The sequence below is a fragment of the Streptomyces sp. NPDC031274 genome, from assembly GCF_055570235.1.
In genome coordinates this window covers 626,608-648,365 of sequence record NZ_JBVIHP010000001.1, presented here as the reverse complement: position 1 = coordinate 648,365, position 21,758 = coordinate 626,608, and the positions used below count along the sequence as shown (strand labels likewise).

Sequence of the window (21,758 nt, the reverse complement as noted above, 5' to 3'; positions counted from 1 at the left end):
ACGAACGGTTGATCAGGGCGAGGCAGGGCTGAGCGGGGCGGGGCGGTGGCTGTGCCTCGTGTGCTCTGTGGTGCGCCCTCCCGCTCGGTGAAGCCGGGCGTCTAGCGTTCGCGCAGAGGGCGTCTGGGGACGTCTGGGGGCGTCTGGCGTCGGATTCGAGCGGGCCTCGTGCGGAGGTGGTGGCCGTGGCATGGAGAGTCGTGCGGTGGGCGCCGGCTCTGGCGTTCGGGGCGCTCTGGTGGTGGGGCGTGCTGCGGCTGGCGCTCGCCCCTGATGCGGGTGTTCTGGAGGGGGCCGTCGCGGCCGGAGGGTGGGGGCTGAGTCTGCTGCCGGTGCACTGCGTGCCGCAGTCCCGGGCGGTGCGCGCCGCGTCCCTGGTCGGGGAGCGCACTCCGCGGGGGGATGGTGCGCGGTGGCCCGGCGGGCGTGCGCTGCGGTGGTCCGAGGAGCGTACGGCCAGGGGTGCCGCTCGGTCCGCTGCCGCTGCCGTCACCAAGGCATGGCGACGCCGCCGTTCGGGCGGAGAATCTGGCCCGTCGTGAAGGCGGACGCGTCCGATGCCAGATGGAGGACGGCGTGCGCGATGTCCTCCGGTTCGCCGACGCGGCCCAGCGGGGACATGCGGACCATCAGGCTCTCGGTGTGCGTTTGGGCGTCACTGTCGTGGCGGTTGGTCATGGGGGTGCGGATCCAGCCCGGAGCGACGGCATTGACGCGGATGCCGTGCGGGCCCACCTCGGTGGCGAGGGTCTTCGTGAGCTGGACGACGGCGGCTTTCGCGGCACCGTAGCAGAGGAGACCGGGGCCGCCGGTGTCCACGGCCCCTGAGGCCATGGTGATGATGCTGCCGCTGCTGCTTCCGGGGTGGCGGCGGGTGTCGTTGGTCTCGGCGGCGTTCGCGGCGATCATCGCGCGGGCCGCGGCCTGGCAGGCGTACAGGACGCCCTTGAAGTTGATGTTCAGGACCCGGTCGAGGTCCTCGTCGCGGGTCTCCAGTACCGGGCTGTTGTGCATGATCCCGGCGATGGCGGCCATGACGTCCAGGCGGCCCGTGGCTGCCGTGGCGCTCGCGACGGCCTGGTCGACCTGGGTTCTGTCCGCCACGTCCAAGGGGTGGGTGTGCGCGGTGCCGCCCGTGTCCTTGATGAGCGTGGCCGTCTCGTGGAGCCCCTGGGTGTCGCGGTCGGCGCAGTGGACGGTGGCGCCCGCTTCCGCGAGCAGGACGGCCGAGGCCCTGCCGATGCCGCTTGCCGCGCCGGTGACGAATGCGGTGCGTCCGCTGAGGTCGTACGCCGTTAGGGGCATGACGGGACGGTACGGCTGGAACTGACGGGGCGTCAACTAGCGTGCGGGTGTGGGGTGCTGTGGGTTGGGTGCACTGGGTGGGGGTCGGATTCAGGGGGTCGGGCCCTGTTGGCAGGTGGGGCACCAGTACGTGGGGCGGTCGCGGGAGCCGTCGCCCTGCTGGGCCTTGCGGATCGGGGTGCCGCAACGCAGGCAGGGGCGGGGTGCGCGGCCGTAGACATACAGGCGCTGGCCGGGGCGGTCGTGGCCCGTGGTGGTGCGCGACGGGCGGTCGCGGTTGGCTTCCAGGAGCTTCTTGGAGAGGGTGGGGATGCGTGCGGCCGTCTCGGCGGAGAGCTCACCGATGGGGAGCCACGGTGTGGTGCCCAGGAGGAAGCAGATCTCGCTCTTGAAGACGTTGCCGATGCCCGCGAGATTGCGCTGGTCGAGCAGGGCCTCGCCGAGGGGGCGCTCGGGGGTCGCGAGGAGGTTGTCGAGCGCTTTGCCGGGGTCCCAGTCCGGGCCCAGGAGGTCGGGGCCGAGGTGTCCTACGGCCTTGTGCTCGTCGGCGGTGCGCATGAGTTCGAGTACGGGCAGGCGGTAGCCGACGGCTGTGCGCTCGGCGGTGCCCAGGATCGCCCTGATCTGGTAGCCGGGGCCGCCGCTCCAGCGCTCGCCGGGGGCGTACACCCGCCAGGAGCCGTCCATGCGGAGGTGGGAGTGGAGAGTGAGCCCGCCCTCGATGCGGGTGAGGAGGTGTTTGCCGCGCGGGGTGACGTCCAGGACGGTGCGCCCAGTGAGGTCGACGGTCGCGAGCTTCGGTACGCGGAGGTCGGAGCGCGTGACCAGGTGCCCGGCAAGAGCGGTGTGCAGCCGCCGGGCTGCCTGGTGGATGGTGTCCCCTTCGGGCATGAGGTCCAGGGTGGCATGTCGGTCGCGGGGCGAGGGTGAGGTGAGGGGCTTTGGGCGCGGCTGGGGGGTGTCGGCCGGCTGCCTGGTGGCCTTACGCGCTGGGCGTCACGCGCGCAGGCGTAGGCCCCGTGGGGTGGCGTGGAAGCCCGCTCCTTCCAGGAGTGGGGCGAAGGATGAGGTCAGGGAGGAGCCTCCGTTGATGCGCTCGACCGTGACCGTGCCGAGTGAGCCCGCTCGGGCCGCGGCGGCGAGGGCTTCGGCGGCCGCGTGCAGGCGGGCGTCCTCGGTGGCGGGGGCGTCGTCCTGTGGGGTCGATGGCCAGGCAAGGAGAGTCTTGCCGCCGCGCTCCATATAGAGGGTCAGCTCGCCGTCGACGAGAACGACCAGGGAGCCTGCCTTGCGGCCCGGCTTGTGGCCCGCGTCGGTGGGCGGATCGGGCCAGGGGAGCGCTGCTCCGTACGCGTTGGCCGGGTCGGCGGCGGCCAGAACGAGGGCCTGGGTGTCCGAGGAGCGCGGGGAGTAGTTCATGGCCGACGGCGAACTGTCCGTGCGGTCGCGGGCGTTCGCCGCCGCGCGGAGCCGGTCCACCGCGCCGTCCATGGCGAACTGCGCGGCGCCGAGCCCCTCGACGACATAGCCGCGCCGCGCCTGACCGCTGTCCTCGAAGGCGGACAGGACGCGATACGTCGCCGAGAAGCCGCCCTCGACCCCCTCGGCCGCGACCGCCCCGCGAGTCACCACGCCGTGCCGGTCCAGGAGGGTGCGGGCCAGGGCGTGGGCGCGCAGGGTGGGGTCGGGTTCGTGGGCGGGGAGCAGCGACCAGCGGCCCGCGACGGTCGGCGGGCCCGTGCGCGAGGTGGGGCGGGCGGCGGCCGTCAGTGTGCCGTAGCGACCGCGCGGGGCGGAGCGCTTGGCGCGGTGGGCCGTGGAGCCCGCGGTGCGGCCCGAGCCCAGGAGTGAGCGCATCGGGGCGAGTGTGTCGTTCGTGAGCCGTCCGGACCAGGCGAGATCCCAGATCACGTCGGCCAGTTGGGTATCGGAGGCCTCGGGGTGCGTGGTGGCGCGGACCTGGTCGGCGATCTGCCGGAAGAACAGGCCGTACCCGCCGGAGAGGGTGTCCAGGACCGATTGGTGGAGCGCGGTGAGCTCCAGGGGATGGGCCGGCGGCAGGAGCAGGGGTGCGGCGTCGGCCAGATACAGGGAGACCCAGCCGTCCTTGCCCGGCAAGGATCCGGACCCGGCCCACACCACCTCTCCGGCGGCGGTGAGTTCGTCGAGCATCGCCGGTGCGTACCCGGTCACGCGGGAGGGCAGGACGAGCTTTTCGAGGGCGGACGCGGGCACCGTCGCCCCCTGCAACTGCTCGATGGCGCGCACGAGGCCGTCCACGCCCCTCAGCCCGTGCCCGCTCAAGTGCTGCCACTGCGGCAGGAACTGGGCGAGCGCGGCGGGCGGCACCGGCTCCAGCTCATGCCGGAGGGCGGCCAGGGAGCGGCGGCGCAGGCGGCGCAGGACGGCCGCGTCACACCACTCCTGGCCGATGCCCGCCGGATGGAACTCTCCTTGTACGACACGTCCGCCCGCGGCGAGTCGCTGCAGCGCGCCCTCGGTGACCGCCGCGCCCAGGCCGAAGCGGGCGGCGGCCGTGGCGGAGGTGAAAGGGCCGTGGGTGCGGGCGAACCGCGCGATGAGGTCACCGAGGGGGTCTTTGACGGGCTCGGTGAATGCCTCGGGGACACCGACCGGCAGCGCGGTGCCCAGCGCGTCACGCAGGCGGCCCGCGTCCTCGATCGCCGCCCAGTGGTCGGCCCCGGCGATGCGGACGCGGATCGCGCGGCGGGCGGAGGCCAGCTCCTGCGCCCACTCCGGCTCGCCGCCGCGCTCGGCCAACTCGGCCTCGGTGAGCGGCCCGAGGAGGCGCAGCAGGTCGGCGACGCCTTCGGCGTCCTTGATACGACGGTCCTCCGTGCGCCACTGGAGCTCCTGCTCCAGTTCCGCCAGGACGTCCGCGTCGAGCAGCTCGCGCAGCTCGGCCTGGCCGAGGAGCTCGGAGAGCAGCCGGGAGTCCAGGGAGAGGGCCGCCGCGCGCCGCTCGGCCAGCGGTGAGTCGCCCTCGTACAGGAACTGCGCCACGTAGCCGAACAGGAGTGAGCGTGCGAAGGGAGACGGCTCGGGGGTGGTGACCTCGACGAGCCGGACCTTGCGGGACTCGATGTCGCCCATCAGTTCCGTGAGGCCGGGGACGTCGAAGACGTCCTGGAGGCACTCCCTGATCGCTTCCAGGACGATGGGGAACGATCCGAACTCGCTCGCCACCTGGAGCAGTTGCGCGGCACGCTGGCGCTGCTGCCACAGGGGTGTGCGTTTGCCGGGGCTGCGGCGCGGCAGCAGCAGCGCGCGGGCGGCGCACTCACGGAAGCGCGAGGCGAACAGGGCCGAGCCGCCGACCTGGTCCGTGACGATCTGGTTGACCTCGCCCTTGTCGAAGGCGACGTCCGCAGCCCCTACGGGTGCCTTCTCATTGTCGTACTCCAGATGCTGGTCGGTGGGTTCCTGGTCGAGCAGGTCCAGGCTCATCAGGTCGGCGTCCGGCAGGCGCAGCACGATGCCGTCGTCGGCGTGCATGACCTGGGCGTCCATGCCGTACCGCTCGGTCAGCCTGGAGGCGAGCGCCAGAGCCCAGGGCGCGTGCACCTGCGCGCCGAACGGGGAATGCACCACGACCCGCCAGTCGCCGAGCTCGTCGCGGAAGCGCTCGACCACGATCGTGCGGTCGTCCGGGATGTGGCCGCAGGCCTCACGCTGCTCGGCGAGGTACGTCAGGACGTTGTCGGCCGCCCAGTCGTCCAGGCCCGCGGCCTGCAGGCGCACGCGCGCGTCGTCGCGCGACAGGGAGCCGACCTCCCGGAGGAACGCGCCCACCGCACGGCCCAGCTCGAGCGGGCGGCCCAGCTGGTCGCCCTTCCAGAAGGGGAGCCGCCCGGGGACGCCGGGCGCGGGGGAGACGAGCACACGATCGCGCGTGATGTCCTCGATGCGCCAGGAACTGGTGCCGAGGGTGAAGACGTCGCCCACCCGGGATTCGTAGACCATCTCCTCGTCGAGCTCTCCGACGCGGCCTCCGCCCTTCTTCGGGTCGGCGCCGGCCAGGAAGACCCCGAAGAGGCCGCGGTCGGGGATCGTGCCTCCGGAGGTGACCGCGAGGCGCTGTGCCCCGGGGCGCCCGGTGACGGTGCCTGCGACGCGGTCCCAGACCACTCGGGGGCGCAGCTCCGCGAAGGCGTCCGAGGGATAGCGGCCCGCGAGCATGTCCAGGACGGCCGTGAACGCCGACTCCGGGAGCGAGGCGAAGGAGGCGGCACGGCGGACCAGGGCAAGCAGGTCGTCGACCTGCCAGGTGTCGAGGGAGACCGTCGCGACGAGCTGCTGTGCCAGGACGTCCAGGGGGTTGGCCGGGATGCGCAGCGACTCGATGGAGCCGGTCCGCATCCGCTCGGTGACCACGGCGGCCTGCACCAGGTCCCCTCGGTACTTGGGGAAGACGACGCCGGTGGAGACCGCGCCCACTTGGTGCCCTGCCCGGCCTACCCGCTGCAGCCCGGAGGCAACGGAGGGCGGTGACTCGACCTGGACCACCAGGTCGACCGCGCCCATGTCGATGCCCAGCTCCAGGCTGGAGGTGGCGACGACGGCGGGCAGGCGGCCCGCCTTCAGATCTTCTTCGACGAGCGCGCGCTGCTCCTTGGAGACCGAGCCGTGATGGGCCCGTGCGAGGACCGGAGGGGCGCCCTTGGCCGCGCCCGACTCGGCCATCAGCTCGGCGGGGGAGTGGTCCTCGGGGAGGGGCTCTCCCGTCGCGCGTTCGTACGCGATTTCGTTGAGCCTGTTGCACAGGCGCTCCGCGAGACGGCGTGAGTTGGCGAACACGATCGTCGAGCGGTGCGCCTGGACCAGGTCGGTGATGCGCTCCTCGACGTGCGGCCAGATCGAGGGGCGCTCCGCGCCCTGGTCGGAGTCGGCAACCGGGGAACCGCCCAGCTCGGCGAGGTCCTCGACCGGCACGACCACGGACAGGTCGAACTCCTTGCCGGACGGCGGCTGGACGATCTCCACCCTGCGCTGCGGGGACAGATAGCGCGCCACCTCGTCGACAGGACGGACCGTCGCCGACAGGCCGATGCGGCGGGCGGGCCTGGGAAGGAGCTCGTCAAGACGCTCCAGGGAGAGGGCGAGATGAGCGCCGCGCTTGGTGCCAGCGACGGCGTGCACCTCGTCCAGGATCACCGTCTCGATGCCCGTCAGGGCGTCCCGCGCGGCGGAGGTGAGCATCAGGAAGAGCGACTCGGGTGTGGTGATCAGGATGTCCGGCGGGCGGGTGGACAGGGAGCGGCGCTCGGCGGGCGGGGTGTCGCCCGAGCGGATACCGACCCGCACTTCCGGCTCGGGGAGCCCGAGGCGGACGGACTCCTGCCGGATGCCGGTCAGCGGGCTGCGCAGATTGCGCTCCACATCGACCGCGAGGGCCTTCAGCGGAGACACGTACAGCACCCGGCAGCGCTTCTTGGGGTCGGCGGGCGGCGGGGTCGAGGCCAGCTGGTCGAGGGCCGCGAGGAATGCGGCGAGCGTCTTGCCCGAGCCGGTGGGCGCGACGACCAGCACGTCCGAGCCCTCGCCGATGGCCTTCCACGCCCCGGCCTGTGCGGACGTGGGCGCGGAGAAGGCTCCCGTGAACCAGCTGCGGGTAGCGGGGGAGAACTCATCGAGAGCGCCGAGGGCGCTGGACGCGGACCTGACCATGACCCCATCGTGCACCCCGCCACTGACAACTGCCCCGACCTGCGGAAAAGGGCTTGCGTGGCTGTCGCAGAATGGAGTCATGGCAGGTTCGTCGGAGCAGGCGCGGCACTGGCGGTACGCGCAGCTGCCAGGCGTCGATCTGCTGCGTGCCCACTACATCAGCAAGACGTTCGTGCGGCACACCCACGAGCACTTCGTGATCGCCGCGATCGCCGAGGGCGTCGACGTCTTCCACCACGGCGGCGCCGAGCAGCACGCCGGGCCAGGAACCGTCGCCCTGATCAACCCCGACACCATGCACACGGGCCGGGCCGGTGTGCCCGAGGGGTGGCGGTACGCGGTGGTCTATCCGTCGCCTGATCTGGTCGCGGCCATCGCCGCCGAGACCACCAGCGTCCGAGGGACCCCCGGCTTCGTCCGTCCGGTCCTCGAGGATCCGTACGCCGTGACTCTCGTCCACCGGGTGCTGCGCGCCGCGGAGGAGGACAACGCGCTCGCCGCCGACACTCTGCTGCGGGTGGCCGTGACCCGGCTGCTTCGGCTGAACGGCGGACCCGCTCCGCAACGTGCCGTGCGCACGGCGGGTGCCAGGGTCGCGGCACGCGCGCGTGACGTCCTCCAGGAGCGTCTCGCCGACCCGCCGAGCCTGGAGCGGCTCGCAGCCGACCTGGGAGCCGGCCCCTTCGCCCTGCTGCGGGCCTTCCGCGACGCGTACGGGATGCCGCCGCACACGTGGCTCACCGACGCACGTGTGCGCGCCGCACGGCGCCTCCTGGACGCGGGGACGGCGCCCGCGGAGGCGGCCGTCACCGTAGGGTTCACCGACCAACCACACCTCAACCGGCACTTCGCGCGGATCGTCGGGGTACCGCCCGGGGCCTACCAGCGCGAGCGCAAGAACGTACAAGACGGGGAATCGGCCCTGCTCGTACCGTCCGGCGTGTGGCAGAACAGACGACACCCGCAGACGTACCCGCAGATGTAGAAGCCGCCCCCCAGGCAGACATGACAGGCGACCGCACACCGAGGAAACCCGACTCCGCCGTCGTCCGCGACGCCCTCGGCGTCGGGATCGCTGTCGGACTCTCCGGCTTCGCCTTCGGAGTGACCTCTGCGGGCAGCGGCCTCACCGTGCTGCAGACCTGCGCGCTCAGCCTGCTGGTCTTCACCGGCGCCTCGCAGTTCGCGCTGGTCGGGGCGCTCGCGGGTGGCGGGAACCCGTTCATGGCCGCGGCGGGCGCCTTCTTCCTCGGCGTACGCAACGCGTTCTACGGACTGCGGCTCTCGCAGCTCCTGTCCCTCCCGCGCGCGCTGCGCCCGTTCGCGGCCCACTGGGTCATCGACGAGACGACCGCCGTCTCCCTCGCCCAACCGACACGGCGTGCCGCCCGTATCGGCTTCACCGTCACCGGGCTGAGCCTCTACGTGCTGTGGAACCTCACCACGCTGCTCGGCGCTCTCGGCGCCGATGCCATCGGTGACACCGACGCGTGGGGGCTCGACGCCGCGGGACCCGCGGTCTTCCTCGCGCTCCTCGCGCCGATGCTGCGAACGCCTACGGAGCGGGCCGCGGCGGGGATCGCGGTCGTCCTGGGGCTCGGCCTGCTGCCCGTACTGCCCGCGGGGGTGCCGGTCCTGGTGGCCGCGCTCGCCGCGCCGGCCGTGCTCTACGTAGAGGGCCGCAGGGCCGCCGCCAAGGAAGACGCGCGCCCCGACGACACCCGCCACACCCACCAGACGCCCAACACCCACCACACTCACAAGGAAGACCGTTGAACATCTGGATCGCGATCGGCGTGACCTTCGTCGGTTGTTACCTCGTGAAACTCGCGGGCCTGCTGGTGCCCGTCGGCGCTCTGGAGCGCCCGCTCGTCAAGCGCATGGCCGCCCTGCTGCCCGTGGCGCTGCTCGCCGCGCTCACGGCCCAGCAGACCTTCGCCGAAGGGCGGGTCCTGCAGCTCGACGCCAAGGCCCTGGGGCTCGTGGCGGCAGCCGTGGCGCTGCTGCTGCGCGCCCCGTTCCTGGTCGTCATCGGGGCGGCCGTGGCCGTCACCGCGGGGGTGCGGGCGCTCACGGGCTGACCGCTGCCGACGTCCCCACAGCCTCGAACACCCGATCCCGTCGTACACAGGCCCCGTGGGTAATGTGACGCGTCACCACCGCGGCCCCGCCCCTTGAGACCGCCCCCGGAGAGGAGACACCGTGGCGCTGTCCTCCGAAGCCAGATCCCTCGCGGCGCGCTGTGAGCCCAGGGTCAATGAACTGGCCCGCAGGATGGCCCGTGAGTCGTTCGAGGAACTGCCCGGATACGCGGAGCTCCCCGACGACGTGAAGGACCTGGAGATAGCCGCGACCGCACGCCACGGAGTGCGCCTTTTCCTGCGCCGCGTCACCGACCAGCCCGGCAGCCACCGGGTCTTCCGTGAGCGAGCGGCACAGCGCGCGGAAGAAGGCATGCCGCTGCACCTGTTGCTGCGTACGCACGCCCTGGGGGTCTACGTCCTGTGGCAGGCGCTGCGCGACGTGGCACGCCCCGGCGAGGAAGCGGCCCTGATCGAACTCGTGGACGTGCTGCTGCAGTCGCACCCCGCCATCGTCGGGACCGTGGCCGAGACCTACCTGGACGAGCGCTCCGCACTGGAGGCCGAGCAGCGCGCCCAGCGCGGTTCCCTGATCCGCGGCCTGCTCGACGGCATGGTGCCGCCCGGCCACGTGCTTCTCGACCAACTGGGTCTGGCGGGGCCCGCGCTCGTCCTCGCGGTCGGCTTCGACGGGGCGTCGGCCGAAGGCCCCGTGGCGGTACGGCGGCGGCTGCGGCGTGTGCAGACCGCCCTGGACCACGCCTTCGACGTGGAGGTGCTCGCGCTCCTGGAGGCCGGCGGCGGGCGGGTCATCGTGCCCAAGGAGTGCAGCCCACCCGATGACCTGCCGCGCCGCCTCGGCAAGGCCTGTGACCTTCCGGTGCGCGTGGCCGCAGTCGACGCCGCCGGGCCCGATGCCGTGACCGGCGCGGCCCGCACCGCGACCGAGATACTGCGCATCACGCGCGCGTGCGGGATGCCTCCGGGCCTGCACCGCATGGACGACGTGCTCCTGGAGTACCACCTCTCCCGCCGCAACGAGAGCAGCCACCTCATCTCCGCGCTGCTCGACCCGGTGGCCGACCACCCCGAACTCCTGGAGACGCTGCGCACCCACCTAGCCCATCAGCAGGAGCGCAGGGCGACCGCCGCCGCCCTCGGTCTGCATCCCAACACCGTCGACAACCGCCTCGCGAAGATCGGCGAACGCACCGGCATCGACCTGTCGGCGCCGCGCGGCACGGCACTTGCCATCGCGGCACTGCTCCTGAGAGGGGCGGAGGAAGCGCCGTCAGGCGATGGGGCGTCCATGCGCCCGTAGCGTGCGCAGCGCCTCGACGGTGACGATCGGGCGCGATTCGAGGGCGCTGCCCGGCGCCCACTGCCGCCAGCGGATCGGCCAGCCGCCGTCCTCCTGCTGCTCCTGTTGGAGGAAGTCCAGGGAGCGCGCCATCTCCTCATCGGTGAACCACGCGCGCGCGAGCGACTCGGGCGTCTTCGCGTAGTCGTGGGCGAAGTGGTGCTCATCCGGTGCGTATCCGGGCGCCACGGGATACGCGTCAAGCCGCTCGGGGTCGAGCGCCACGAGGCGCTGCTCCCGGGTGAGCCTGCCGAGCCGGTCGGCGGCCGCCTCCGCGCGTGGGCGGTCGGGCGCCCCGTCGAGGAAGGCGACGGCCGCCTGGATCTCGTACGGATGCGACTTCTCGAGGGACTCGACGGCGGCCCAGCAGAAGTCGGTGGCCCTGAACAGCCAGGCGTGCCACACCTCGTTGCGGTGCAACAGGCCCACTACGGGGCCGGTGGCGAGGAGTTCGCTCGGCGGATCATCCACCACGGGCACGAACGGAGCCGAGGGATAGCCGCGTTGGCTCGGATGGATCGCGGGAAGGGCGCCGTCGGAGGTGGAGACCGAGGTCAGATAACGGCACACGCGCTCCACCCGCTGCCCGCCGCAACGCCGGATCGAGTCCAGGACGCGCAGCGCGTGCCCGACGTGCAGGGGCTGGCTCACGGGGCCGCGCAGATCCGGTTCGAGCGCATATCCGTACCCGCCGTCCTCGGTGTCGTAAGCGGCCAGGGCGGACTCGACCGCGTCGGCCAGCGGGTCGGCTCCACCGCCGCCCGTGCCGTTCAGGAAGTGGTACGCGAAACGCCGCTGCTCCAGGACGCGCGCGGTGAGCCAGACGAAGTGCTCGGCGCGTGCCACCGGCGAAGGCACGGCGTGCGGGGATGCTCCGGTTTCGGCCATGCACAGACCGTAGGCCGGAAAGCGCCTTCGGTAAGCCCTCTGCGTCCGGCTGCACTCTCAAGGGCGTGATACTGGAGGCATGCGGTTGACGATTTTCTGGGAGCGGATGGCGGACCACTTCGGACAGGGGTACGCCGACTCGTTCGCTCGCGATCACGTGATGGCGGAGCTCGGCGGGCGCACGGTGCATCAGGCACTGGACGCGGGCTGGGACGCCAAGGCCGTCTGGCGCGCCGTGTGCACGGCGATGGACGTACCGGTCGACAGGCGCTGACGGCGGACAGTTCGCCGTCCTCGGGCGGGCCCTTCCCGGGTTCTGGTGGGCACGAAGATGTGGGGGCGGCGGCTGAATGTCGGTGGCGTGGGCGAGACTGGGCCCGTGGCATCGACAGACGAGACCGCGCAGGTCACTCAGGATGTAGCTCCGCTCGGCACGACGCCGCCCGCACAGCCCCCGAACGGGGCGCGGACGGGGCGGGGCGCCAGCATGCCGCGCTGGCTGCCACGCGCCATGGTGCTGGCCCTCGCGCTCATCGCCTGTTTCCAGTTGGGCAGTTGGGCCTTCCACCAGCTGACCGGGCTCCTGATCAACATTTTGATCGCGTTCTTCCTGGCGCTCGCGGTCGAGCCCGCGGTGAGCTGGATGGCCGCGCGCGGGCTGCGCAGGGGCTTCGCGACCTTCCTGGTCTTCCTCGGTGTCCTGATCGCGAGCGCGGGCTTCGTCACGCTCATGGGCTCGATGCTCGCGGGCCAGATCGTGGACATGGTCGACGACTTCCCCGACTACCTCGACAAGGTCATCAGCTGGATCAACCAGACCTTCCACACGGAGCTCTCCCGGGTCGAGATCCAGGACAGCCTGGTCCACTCGGACTGGCTGCAGAAGTACGTGCAGAACAGCGCCAGCGGCGTCCTTGACGTGTCGGGGCAGGTCCTCGGCGGTCTCTTCCAGCTCCTGACGGTCCTGCTGTTCTCGTTCTACTTCGCGGCCGACGGACCGCGGCTGCGGCGAGCGCTCTGCTCCGTGCTCCCGCCCGCCCGGCAGGCCGAGGTGCTCCGCGCCTGGGAGATCGCGGTCGACAAGACCGGCGGCTATCTCTACTCGCGCGGTCTGATGGCGCTGATCTCCGGAGTCGCGCACTACATCCTGTTGCAGGCACTCGGTGTGCCGTACGCGCCCGTGCTCGCTGTGTGGGTCGGCCTGGTCTCCCAGTTCATCCCCACCATCGGCACGTATCTGGCGGGCGCGCTGCCGATGCTGATCGCTTTCACGGTCGATCCCTGGTACGCGCTGTGGGTGCTGATCTTCGTGGTGGTCTACCAGCAGTTCGAGAACTACGTCCTGCAGCCCAAGCTCACCGCCAAGAGCGTGGACATCCACCCGGCGGTCGCCTTCGGGTCGGTCATCGCGGGCACGGCACTCCTCGGCGCGGTCGGCGCCCTGATCTCCATCCCGGCGATCGCGACCCTGCAGGCCTTCCTGGGGGCGTACGTGAAGCGGTACGACGTCACGGACGACCCGCGCGTCCACGGGCACCGGCGCAGGGGCGGAGCGTCGCTCCTCACCCGCATGCGGCGTGCTCTGCGCGGGCCGAACCATCCGGGGGCGGCGTCGGAGGCCGAGGTGGCGGCGGACGAGGCGGCTTCAGGTGCGGACCCTGACTCCGGGGCGGGCCCGGGCGAGCGTCAGTAGGCAGCGAGCGTCAGCAGGCCACTGTTCCCCGGATTCCCCGGATTCCCCCGGGGTGTTTCTGGGGGGACAGAGCCGCGGCACGGAGGCTCGCGAGGGCGATGTGCGCCCGGCGGAGCAGACCCTTCCGTACTCTCGGTGGAGCCGCGTGGTGCGCTTGACACCGAAATCGAACATCCATTCTCATGGGTTGCCTGGCGGCGTTTTCCCGGGGTTTTCGCGGGGGGATCCCTGGGGCTCCGGCGGATTCCGGCGGGGCGATCGCCCCGAGTTATCCACAGGCCGGACGGCCGCCGGGGCGGATTGTCAGTGGCAGGCGCTAGCGTCATTGACGTGAAGCGATCGACACAAGCAAATCGGGTGGAACCCATGGCAGGAACCGACCGCGAGAAGGCGCTCGAAGCCGCGCTCGCACAGATTGAACGGCAGTTCGGCAAGGGCGCAGTGATGCGCATGGGCGAGCGGCCGAACGACCCCATCGAGGTCATCCCCACCGGGTCGACCGCGCTCGACGTCGCGCTCGGCGTCGGCGGCATCCCGCGCGGCCGTGTGGTGGAGGTGTACGGACCGGAATCCTCCGGCAAGACGACGCTGACGCTGCACGCCGTGGCGAACGCACAGCGCGCGGGCGGCGCCGTCGCCTTCGTGGACGCCGAGCACGCACTCGACCCCGAGTACGCGAAGAAGCTGGGCGTCGACATCGACAACCTGATCCTGTCCCAGCCGGACAACGGCGAGCAGGCGCTGGAGATCGTCGACATGCTGGTCCGCTCCGGCGCGCTCGACCTGATCGTCATCGACTCCGTCGCGGCCCTGGTGCCGCGCGCGGAGATCGAGGGCGAGATGGGCGACTCGCACGTGGGTCTGCAGGCCCGTCTGATGAGCCAGGCGCTCCGGAAGATCACCAGCGCGCTCAACCAGTCCAAGACCACCGCGATCTTCATCAACCAGCTCCGCGAGAAGATCGGCGTGATGTTCGGCTCCCCGGAGACCACGACCGGTGGCCGCGCGCTGAAGTTCTACGCCTCGGTGCGGCTCGACATCCGCCGCATCGAGACCCTGAAGGACGGCACGGACGCGGTCGGCAACCGCACCCGCGTCAAGGTCGTCAAGAACAAGGTCGCGCCGCCCTTCAAGCAGGCCGAGTTCGACATCCTCTACGGCCAGGGCATCAGCCGCGAGGGCGGCCTGATCGACATGGGCGTGGAGAACGGCTTCGTCCGCAAGGCAGGCGCCTGGTACACGTACGAGGGCGACCAGCTCGGCCAGGGCAAGGAGAACGCCCGCAACTTCCTCAAGGACAACCCCGATCTCGCCAACGAGATCGAGAGGAAGATCAAGGAGAAGCTGGGCGTCGGCGTGAAGCCGAAGCCGGAGGAGCCGACCGCCGAGCCCGGCAAGGACGAGGCCGGTGTGACGGGTGCGGCCGAGGACGCCGCCAAGACGGTGCCCGCACCGGCGGCCAAGGTCACCAAGCCCAAGGCCGCCGCGGCCAAGAGCTGATCCATGACGCGGCGCACGGACTGGGCGGACCAGATCACTCCCGAGCACCACACCGACCCCGCGGGCCGAGGCCTCGCGGACGGTGCGGATCAGGGCGGCGCCGACCAGGCTGGTGACGGCACCGGCCTCCGCGGGGGCGGCGGCCGGAGGGGCCGCCGACGGCGTGGCGGCTTCGGTGAAGGTCGAGGTGACGGTTCACAGGACAGCGGCCCCCCTTCCTCGTCGAGGGCCGAGAAGGGGGAACCGCCGACGGGGGATCCGGGTGAGCGGGCGCGGGCGATCTGTCTGCGGCTGCTCACCGGGACCCCACGCACGCGCAAACAGCTGGCGGACGCGCTGCGCAAGCGGGACATCCCGGAGGACGTGGCGGACGAGGTGCTGACCCGCTTCGAAGAGGTCGGTCTGATCAACGACGGAGCCTTCGCGGGCGCGTGGGTGGAGTCCCGGCACCACGGCCGGGGCCTGGCCCGACGAGCGCTCGCGCAGGAGCTGCGTACGAAGGGCGTGGACGCCACGCTGATCGAGGAGGCCGTGGGGCAGCTGGACTCGGAGCAGGAGGAGGCGACCGCACGCGAGCTCGTCGCCCGCAAGCTCCGTGCCACGCGGGGCCTCGACCGCGACAAGCGGCTGCGCCGCCTCGCGGGCATGCTCGCCCGCAAGGGCTACTCGGAAGGCCTGGCACTGCGGATCGTCCGGCAGGCACTCGAGGAAGAGGGCGAGGACGCGGAGGGCTTGGGGTACGACGGGGGTTGAGCCGGCCAGGGCCCTCGCGGGGGTGGGGCCCAGGTCAGGGCCGGGCAGCGCGGTGCGAACCGCGGCCCGGCCCTTCTGCGTTCCGCGGGACAGGCCTCGCTCCGTAGTCGCGCCAGGCCTCAACTCACCCTGTCCAGGCAGAGGGTGGGGTTAACCCCCCGCTGAAGACGCCGGTCCACCGCACTGCACAGGAACCTGTGCACAGACGACTGTGTACGCATGGCAAAGGAACCCGGCACGACCGATGGGGCCCCGGAGGAGCTGAGCGATCTCCGCGTCCTCAAGGCGCTCGCACAGCCGCGGCGCCAGCAGATGCTGCAGCACCTCACCGTGCACGGCCCGGCCACCTCCGCGACGCTCGCCAGGGCGCTCGGCCTCAACACCGGGGCCACCAGCTACCACCTGCGCGAACTCGCCCGCTACGGCTTCGTCGAGGAAATCGAGGAAATCGAGGAAATCGAGGGCGCGGGCGCAGGCGCGGGCCACGGACGTGAGCGCTGGTGGCGCGCGATCCCCGGCGACCGCCGCTTCCCGCCGCGCAGTCGGCAGAACGCCGAGACGCGGCTCGTCATGGACGAGTTGAACCATCTCTCGTACGCCGCCGACCTGGAGCTCTTCGAACGGCTGCAGCGAGAAGGCGGCGACGAACCCGGTGAGTGGGCCGACGCGTTCCCATACTCGCGCGGCACGATCCGGCTGACACTCCCCGAACTCCGTGAGTTCTTCGAGGAGTACATCGCCCTGCTCAACCGTTACAAGCGCCCCGATGCCAAGACCCCGGCCGACGCTCGCACCGTACTCACGCGGCTCCTGGCCTTCCCGGCGCCGGAGCGGATCGACGCGCCTTCGCTGCCCGACCCAGCCCCAGCCCCAGCCCCAGCCCCAGCCCCAGCCCCAACCCCTGACCCAGCCCCCACCCCAGCCCTCACCCCCTCCTCCGAGCCCGAGGCGACATCATGATGCTGCGCTACGCACTGCAGACGGTCCGGGACCGCAAGGGCGGGTTCCTCGGCGCCTTCCTGGCACTGATGTGCGCCGCCGCACTCATCACGGCCTGCGGCACCCTCCTGGAGACCGGCCTGCGCGGCACCGTCCGGACCGAGCGCTACGCCGCGGCCCCGTGATCGTCTCCGCAGACCAGAACGTCCACCGGACCACCGTCAAGCGCAAGAAGGGCAAGACCAAGGTCAAGCACAAGGCCAAGCCGATCGCCGAGCGGGCCTGGCTGTCGGCCGACATCGCGCACAAGCTCAAGGATGTTCCGGGCGTCGCCAGAGTCGTCCCCGAACTCACCTTTCTCGCCGTGCCGTTGACTCCCGTGGCCGGTGACCTCGCCGACAAGCCCGCGTACGGCCACGCCTGGGAGTCGGCCGCGCTGACGCCCTTCCGCCTCGTCGAGGGCGAGGCCCCGCGTGCCGCGGGTGACCTCGTCATCGACCGGGACCTCGCCGGGCGCGCCCACCTCAAGACCGGCGACCACCTCACCGTCCAGTCGACGCAGGCCCCGCGCTCCTACCGCGTCACCGGTGTGGCAGCCCCCTCCGAAGGCGCCCTCGCCCATCAGACGTCCCTCTTCTTCTCCGCCGAGGAGGCCGGGCGGCTCGCCGCGCACCCCGGCCGGATCACCACCCTCGGCGTCGTCCCGTCCAGGGGCACCGGGACGGGTGACCTCAAGGAGGCGGTCACAGATGCCCTTGCCGGTACGAAGGCGCAGGTCAGCACCGGTGAAGACCGTGGTCCGGTGGAGTTCCTCGACGCGGCGGCCGCCCGCGTCAAGCTGGTCAGCATGGGCGGCGCGATGGGCGGCACCTCCCTCCTCGTCGCCGTCCTCGTGGTCGTCGGCACCTTCGCCCTCTCCGTGCAGCAGCGCCACCGCGAACTCGCCCTGCTCCGCGCCATCGCCGCGACCCCGAAGCAGATCCGGGGACTCCTCGGCCGCGAGGCCCTGATCGTCGGCGCGGCGGCAGGCGTCATCGGCGCACTCGCCGGGATCCCGCTGGGCGGCTGGCTGCACGGCGAGTTCGTGGACATGGGCGCCGTCCCCGCCACCCTGGAGCGGACGGTGAGCGTCTTCCCGCTCCTCGCCGCCGTGGCCGCGACGCTGCTCGGAGCCTGGGCCGCGGCCCGACTCTCGGCCCGCCGCATCGCTCGTGTCCGGCCGGCCGAGGCCCTCGCCGAAGCACGCGTCGAGACCACCCGGACGCCGTGGATCCGCGTCATCGCGGGCCTTGCCCTTCTTGCCGGAGGCGCCGTGCTGGTCGCCGTGCTCAGCGTGCTGCGCACCGAGCCCGCGTCGACGCCGGTGACGTTCCTGACCGTCGTGGTCCTCGCCTCCGCCGTCGCGCTCCTCGGCCCGCTCCTGGTCAGGGCGGCGGCCGCCGTACTCCGTGGCCCGCTGCGGATCTCCGGCCCCGGCGGCCGACTCGCGCACGCCAACCTCCGTGGAAACGCCGCCCGGATGGCGGCGGCCGTCACCCCGCTCACCCTCCTGATCGGCATGACCTGCACCGTCCTGTTCGTCCAGCCCACCCTCGGCGACGCCGCCCGCGCACAGGCACGCGAGGGCATCCGCGCCGACTGGGTCCTCGCGACGCAGGGGCCTGGCGTCCCGGCCCAGGCCGCGCAGAAGCTGCGTACGACCGAAGGTGTCGAGGCCGCCACCGAGGTCGTGCGCACCACCGTGCGCGTAGGACTCGACAAGTACCCGGCGCAGGGCGTCAGTACGGCAGGGCTCACCCGCACCTGGGACCCGGACGTGACCGCCGGAACCTTGAAGGGCTTCGGCGAGGACAGCATCGCCGTCAGCGAACTGGCCGCGGACCAGCTCAACGTGGAGCCCGGCAGCACCCTCAAGCTCACGCTCGGCGACGGCACGAAGACCTCGCTCAAGGTCGGCGCCGTGTACGCGCGCGGGCTCGGGTTCGGAGATCTGACCATGGCGCACGACCTGGTCGCCCGCCACGTCGACAACCCGCTCGCCACCACGGTCCTGATCAAGAGCGACCGTACATACCGACAACTCGTGGCAGGCGTCGCGAAGTTCCCGGGCGTGCGGATCCTCGCCCCGGCCGCCGCCGACAACCTCCAGGCCGAGCGCCAGCAGGCCAACTCCGAGGTGAACTACCTGGCCATGGGCCTCATTCTGGCCTTCACCGCGATCGCCGTCGTCCATACCCTCGCGATGTCGGTCTCCGAGCGCGTCCGTGAGTTCGCCATGCTGCGCCTCGCGGGAGCGAGCCGCCGCCAGGTCCTGGGCATGCTGCGCACCGAGGCACTGTCCGTCCTGCTCATCGGCACGGCCATCGGCAGCGGCATCGCGCTCGCCGTCCTGACGGCCTTCAGTGTCGGCATGACGGGCAGCGCCGCGCCCTCGATCACGCCCCTGGTGTACGTCTCCGTGGTGGCCGTCGCGGCTCTGCTCGCCCTCAGCGCGACCGCGCTCCCTGGCCGGGTCGCCCTGAAGCCCCGCCCCGTCACGGTGGCAACGGCCAAGGAGTGAGCGTGCTCAGCCCCCCGGCAGGAAGGCCTGCGTCGGCAGGAAGGCCCCCGTCGACAGGGAGCCCGGCGGCCTTCCACGCCTGGAACCCGCCGATGAGGTCGGTCGCGTGCCGCAGCCCCAACTGCCGCAGCGAGACGGCCGCGAGACTCGACGCGTAGCCCTCGTTGCAGATCACGACGGCCCGCAGGTCGTGGCTCACGGCCTCCGCGGCACGGTGGCTTCCCTGGGGGTCCAGGCGCCACTCCAGCTCATTGCGTTCGACGACGAGGGCGCCGGGGATCAGACCGTCCCGCTCGCGCAGGGCCGCGTACCGGATGTCGACCAGAAGCCCCCCGGCGGCAGCGGTGTCGCGCGCCTCCTCCGGGGTGAGCCGGTCGAGGTCGAGCCGCACGCGCTCCAGCAACTCGTCGATGCCTACGGGACGTACATCTGCGGAACGTGCGTCTGCGGAACGTGCGTCTACGGGCTGTTCACTCACTGCCAGTCCTCCGGGCGCTCCACGGACTCCAGGCGCAGGACAGCGCCCGTACGGCTGTACCGGCGGATGCGGGGCAGCGGCGGATAGTAGGCGTGCACGGAGATGGCGTGCTCGCTCGTGGACTCGTTCAGAACCTCATGTACGTGGTTCTGGCCGAACGCCCTGCCCTTGCCGGCCGTCAACTCGCGCTCGCGGTCCACGCCTTCGGACAGCTCCAGGGTCTTCCAGCCGTCGGTGGGCAGCCGGGCGGCGAGCGAGTTCTCCTTGAGGGCGCCCGCGGCGGTGAGGAAGGCACCGACCGACTCCGCGTGGTCGTGCCAGCCCGTGCCGGTGCCGGGCGGCCAGCCGATCAGCCAGGCCTCGCTGCCGCCGGGCCCCTCCAGACGCAGCCAGGTACGTCCCTCGGGGTCGAGCGGCAGTGAGGCGATGAGTTCGGGATCGGCCGCGCTGCGGCGTACGAAATCGAGAAGCTCGGCGGCGGTGGGCGCGGGCGCCGCCGTGGAGGCATGCGTGGCGGGGACAGCCGAAACAGTGGAAGTCGAGCCGGTGGAACCGGTGGAACCGGCGGAAGTCGAGCCGGTGGAAACAGAAGGAGACACAGCTACCGTCCTGGAAGTTCGCGGAAACGCGCGCCGAAGAGCCGAAGAGGCAGGCGCGCAGAGGGAAGGCGAATTCAGAAGGACGTGCGACACACGCAGCCCGCATAGCGGATGAGGTCCATATGGACCCTCCGCCACAGGCGCACATCGGTGTCGGTCATATTTCGGAGTAGACCATGACGCTGCGTACCGGTCAACTCCTGTTCACTGGGTGGTCGGCCGACTCGCGACGGCCGTGCTCTCCTCCTTCTCCGCAGTGTCCGCACCGTCCGCACGACGCTTCGGCACCGCACCGCCGAGAGCGGCCTCGGCCGCCGTATACAGCTCGGCGGGGCGTACCCCGCCGAGCGCGGTGACCAAGTGACCGTCGGGGCGGACGAGCAGCACCGAGTGCGCGGGGGCCCCGGGGTAACTCTCCGCGACGAGAAGTTCGGCCGGGTGCGGCAGCGCCGTGACGGCGGCGGCGAGCCGGGGCATGATCCCGGCCGTCACCCAGTGTCGCCGCTCCCACACCACCGTGCCGGGCGCGACGAGGACGACGAGCAGATGCCCCACGCCGAGCCGGTCCCGCAGCCGCACGAAGGAGCCGTCGGGCGCCGTCACCGGCACATCGGCCACGGGCGCCCCCGGCTCCGTGTCCACGGCCACCTCGGATTCCGAGGGCGCGGGCGCCAGCGGTGACTCCGCGTACGACGTGGGCGCGCCGAGGGGCCCGCGGCCCACATGGCCGTCGGTGAGGAGCGTGTCGTGCCCGCGCGCCGACCCCGGCACGTACGAGCGCAGGCCTCCGCCGCCCCGCAGTATCGGCAGTGACTGATCGGCGGCGCGCAGGCGTGCGGCGACGCTCGCCCGCCGCTCGGTCTGATAGCTGTCGAGCAGGGCGTCCCGCGGGCCGTGATGCCAGGCGAGGGCCAGCTTCCAGGCGAGATTGTCCGCGTCCCGCAGCCCTTCGTCGAGCCCCTGCGTACCGAGCGCGCCGAGCAGGTGCGCGGCGTCCCCCGCGAGGAAGGCACGGTCGACCCGCCACCGCCGGGCAAGGCGGTGGTGGACGGTGTGCACACCCGTGTCGAGCAGTTCGTACGGCGGCGTGGAGCCCCCGCACCAGCCCGCGAGGGTCTCGCGGATGCGGACCACCAGGGCGTCGGGCGTCACGAGATCACCGCGCGGCGGCAGCAGCCAGTCGAGCCGCCACACCCCGTCGGCGAGCGGGCGGCCCGTCACCTCGGCGCCTCCGTGGCGCCACGGAGGCATCCGATGCAACAACGCCTCGCCGGGTCCGGGAAGTTCCGTGCGCAACGCGGCCACGGCGTGTCGTTCGACAGCCGTGCGTCCCGGGAAGCGGACGTCGAGGAGCTTGCGCACGGTCGACCGAGGTCCGTCGCAGGCCACCAGATAACTGCCGCGCCACCAGGTGTCCTTGGGGCCGCGCGTGTGGGCCGTGAGGCCGCCCGCGTCCTGCTCCAGGGAGTCGAGCTTGCTCTCCACCGCGATCTTGACCAGACGTTCCTCGGCGATGGCCGCGCGCAGGGCGCCCGTCAGCGCGTGCTGGGGCACATGCAGCGGGGCGGGCGTCTGGTCACTGAACGTGAGCTCCCGCATCAGCTGCTTGCGCCGCAGGGACCGCAGGCCGATCCATCGCGCGCCGGATTCCTGGTCACCGAACGAGTGACCGGTGAGCCGCTCCATGAGGGCCGCGGTGTCATCCCGCAGGACGACGGTTCTCGCGGGCCGCTGTTCGTCCTTGCCGGGACCTTCGTCGAGTACGACGGTGGGTACGGAGTGACGCGCGAGTGCCAGGGCGAGCGTGAGACCCACGGGTCCCGCGCCGACGACGATCACCGGGTCCACGGGACGCACCCTCCCGCCGCAAGGGCCCGGGAGCGCTGGACGTACGTACAGGAACTTACAGTTGGA

At 72.0% G+C, this 21,758-nt stretch carries 17 protein-coding genes and 1 pseudogene; 10 read left to right on the top strand and 8 right to left on the bottom strand.

The window, feature by feature from the left end:
* Nucleotides 1–489: 489 nt before the first annotated feature.
* The 3 genes from ACZ5CR_RS02925 to ACZ5CR_RS02915 form a co-directional block, all read right to left on the bottom strand.
* Complete coding sequence (locus ACZ5CR_RS02925; protein ID WP_468852936.1) at nt 490–1,305, bottom strand: SDR family NAD(P)-dependent oxidoreductase; 816 nt, start codon at nt 1,303–1,305, stop codon at nt 490–492.
* Nucleotides 1,306–1,395: 90 nt separating this feature from the next.
* On the bottom strand, nt 1,396–2,196 hold the full coding sequence (locus ACZ5CR_RS02920; protein ID WP_468852934.1) for an Fpg/Nei family DNA glycosylase: 801 nt from the start codon (nt 2,194–2,196) through the stop codon (nt 1,396–1,398).
* 105 nt (nt 2,197–2,301) lie between these two features.
* Nucleotides 2,302–6,993, bottom strand: a complete 4,692-nt coding sequence (locus ACZ5CR_RS02915; RefSeq protein ID WP_468852933.1) for an ATP-dependent helicase — start codon at nt 6,991–6,993, stop codon at nt 2,302–2,304.
* 79 nt (nt 6,994–7,072) lie between these two features.
* Here ACZ5CR_RS02915 and ACZ5CR_RS02910 point away from each other — a divergent pair, with 79 nt between their 5' ends.
* The 4 genes from ACZ5CR_RS02910 to ACZ5CR_RS02895 all read left to right on the top strand — a co-directional run bounded on the left by ACZ5CR_RS02910 (nt 7,073) and on the right by ACZ5CR_RS02895 (nt 10,395).
* Nucleotides 7,073–7,978 carry an AraC family transcriptional regulator gene (locus ACZ5CR_RS02910; protein WP_468852930.1) on the top strand — a complete coding sequence of 302 codons (906 nt, stop codon included), beginning with the start codon at nt 7,073–7,075 and terminating at the stop codon, nt 7,976–7,978.
* The gene (locus ACZ5CR_RS02905; protein ID WP_468852928.1) at nt 7,936–8,769 is read left to right on the top strand and encodes an AzlC family ABC transporter permease; all 834 of its coding nucleotides are present in this window, start codon (nt 7,936–7,938) and stop codon (nt 8,767–8,769) included. The genes ACZ5CR_RS02910 and ACZ5CR_RS02905 overlap by 43 nt, the downstream gene beginning before the upstream one ends.
* The gene (locus ACZ5CR_RS02900; protein ID WP_468852925.1) at nt 8,766–9,074 is read left to right on the top strand and encodes an AzlD domain-containing protein; all 309 of its coding nucleotides are present in this window, start codon (nt 8,766–8,768) and stop codon (nt 9,072–9,074) included. Before ACZ5CR_RS02905 ends, ACZ5CR_RS02900 begins: the two co-directional genes overlap by 4 nt.
* A 121-nt stretch (nt 9,075–9,195) precedes the next feature.
* Nucleotides 9,196–10,395 (top strand): PucR family transcriptional regulator, encoded by a 1,200-nt coding sequence (locus ACZ5CR_RS02895; RefSeq protein WP_468852923.1) that lies wholly within the window; start codon nt 9,196–9,198, stop codon nt 10,393–10,395.
* Here the strand turns inward: ACZ5CR_RS02895 and ACZ5CR_RS02890 are convergent.
* Complete coding sequence (locus tag ACZ5CR_RS02890; protein WP_468852921.1) at nt 10,366–11,322, bottom strand: hypothetical protein; 957 nt, start codon at nt 11,320–11,322, stop codon at nt 10,366–10,368. The genes ACZ5CR_RS02895 and ACZ5CR_RS02890 overlap by 30 nt on opposite strands.
* Nucleotides 11,323–11,401: 79 nt before the next feature.
* On the opposite strand from ACZ5CR_RS02890, the gene ACZ5CR_RS02885 reads away from it, so the two are divergent.
* From ACZ5CR_RS02885 to ACZ5CR_RS02860, 6 genes and pseudogenes are all read left to right on the top strand, one after another.
* Nucleotides 11,402–11,596 carry a DUF3046 domain-containing protein gene (locus ACZ5CR_RS02885; protein ID WP_468852919.1) on the top strand — a complete coding sequence of 65 codons (195 nt, stop codon included), beginning with the start codon at nt 11,402–11,404 and terminating at the stop codon, nt 11,594–11,596.
* A gap of 105 nt (nt 11,597–11,701) precedes the next feature.
* On the top strand, nt 11,702–13,015 hold the full coding sequence (locus tag ACZ5CR_RS02880; protein WP_468852917.1) for an AI-2E family transporter: 1,314 nt from the start codon (nt 11,702–11,704) through the stop codon (nt 13,013–13,015).
* A gap of 366 nt (nt 13,016–13,381) precedes the next feature.
* A complete protein-coding gene (gene recA, locus ACZ5CR_RS02875; RefSeq protein ID WP_389913152.1) occupies nt 13,382–14,515 on the top strand; it encodes a recombinase RecA in 1,134 nt (377 codons plus the stop codon).
* Between the two features lie 3 nt (nt 14,516–14,518).
* Complete coding sequence (gene recX / locus ACZ5CR_RS02870; RefSeq protein ID WP_468852915.1) at nt 14,519–15,268, top strand: recombination regulator RecX; 750 nt, start codon at nt 14,519–14,521, stop codon at nt 15,266–15,268.
* A gap of 219 nt (nt 15,269–15,487) precedes the next feature.
* Nucleotides 15,488–16,228, top strand: coding sequence for an ArsR/SmtB family transcription factor (locus tag ACZ5CR_RS02865; RefSeq protein ID WP_468852913.1), 741 nt, complete (start codon nt 15,488–15,490; stop codon nt 16,226–16,228).
* Nucleotides 16,225–18,767 (top strand): annotated as a pseudogene (locus ACZ5CR_RS02860) (FtsX-like permease family protein). The gene ACZ5CR_RS02865 and the pseudogene ACZ5CR_RS02860 overlap by 4 nt, the downstream one beginning before the upstream one ends.
* On the opposite strand, the gene ACZ5CR_RS02855 reads toward ACZ5CR_RS02860, so the two are convergent.
* From ACZ5CR_RS02855 to ACZ5CR_RS02840, 4 genes are all read right to left on the bottom strand, one after another.
* Nucleotides 18,742–19,245, bottom strand: coding sequence for a rhodanese-like domain-containing protein (locus tag ACZ5CR_RS02855; protein ID WP_468852911.1), 504 nt, complete (start codon nt 19,243–19,245; stop codon nt 18,742–18,744). The pseudogene ACZ5CR_RS02860 and the gene ACZ5CR_RS02855 sit on opposite strands and share 26 nt — an antisense overlap.
* Nucleotides 19,242–19,844, bottom strand: coding sequence for a cupin domain-containing protein (locus ACZ5CR_RS02850; protein ID WP_468852910.1), 603 nt, complete (start codon nt 19,842–19,844; stop codon nt 19,242–19,244). The genes ACZ5CR_RS02855 and ACZ5CR_RS02850 overlap by 4 nt, the downstream gene beginning before the upstream one ends.
* Nucleotides 19,845–19,918: 74 nt before the next feature.
* On the bottom strand, nt 19,919–19,966 hold the full coding sequence (locus ACZ5CR_RS02845) for a hypothetical protein (RefSeq protein ID WP_468852993.1): 48 nt from the start codon (nt 19,964–19,966) through the stop codon (nt 19,919–19,921).
* An 82-nt stretch (nt 19,967–20,048) separates the two neighbouring features.
* On the bottom strand, nt 20,049–21,692 hold the full coding sequence (locus ACZ5CR_RS02840) for an FAD-dependent monooxygenase (RefSeq protein ID WP_468852908.1): 1,644 nt from the start codon (nt 21,690–21,692) through the stop codon (nt 20,049–20,051).
* Nucleotides 21,693–21,758: the final 66 nt, after the last annotated feature.

Bases quoted from the DNA above. Each gene is read 5' to 3' on its own strand.
- ACZ5CR_RS02925 (WP_468852936.1), bottom strand. From the start codon at position 1,305: ATGCCCCTAACGGCGTACGACCTCAGCGGACGCACCGCATTCGTCACC.
- ACZ5CR_RS02920 (WP_468852934.1), bottom strand. From the start codon at position 2,196: ATGCCCGAAGGGGACACCATCCACCAGGCAGCCCGGCGGCTGCACACC.
- ACZ5CR_RS02915 (WP_468852933.1), bottom strand. From the start codon at position 6,993: ATGGTCAGGTCCGCGTCCAGCGCCCTCGGCGCTCTCGATGAGTTCTCC.
- ACZ5CR_RS02910 (WP_468852930.1), top strand. From the start codon at position 7,073: ATGGCAGGTTCGTCGGAGCAGGCGCGGCACTGGCGGTACGCGCAGCTG.
- ACZ5CR_RS02890 (WP_468852921.1), bottom strand. From the start codon at position 11,322: ATGGCCGAAACCGGAGCATCCCCGCACGCCGTGCCTTCGCCGGTGGCA.
- ACZ5CR_RS02885 (WP_468852919.1), top strand. From the start codon at position 11,402: ATGCGGTTGACGATTTTCTGGGAGCGGATGGCGGACCACTTCGGACAG.
- recA (WP_389913152.1), top strand. From the start codon at position 13,382: ATGGCAGGAACCGACCGCGAGAAGGCGCTCGAAGCCGCGCTCGCACAG.
- recX (WP_468852915.1), top strand. From the start codon at position 14,519: ATGACGCGGCGCACGGACTGGGCGGACCAGATCACTCCCGAGCACCAC.
- ACZ5CR_RS02865 (WP_468852913.1), top strand. From the start codon at position 15,488: ATGGCAAAGGAACCCGGCACGACCGATGGGGCCCCGGAGGAGCTGAGC.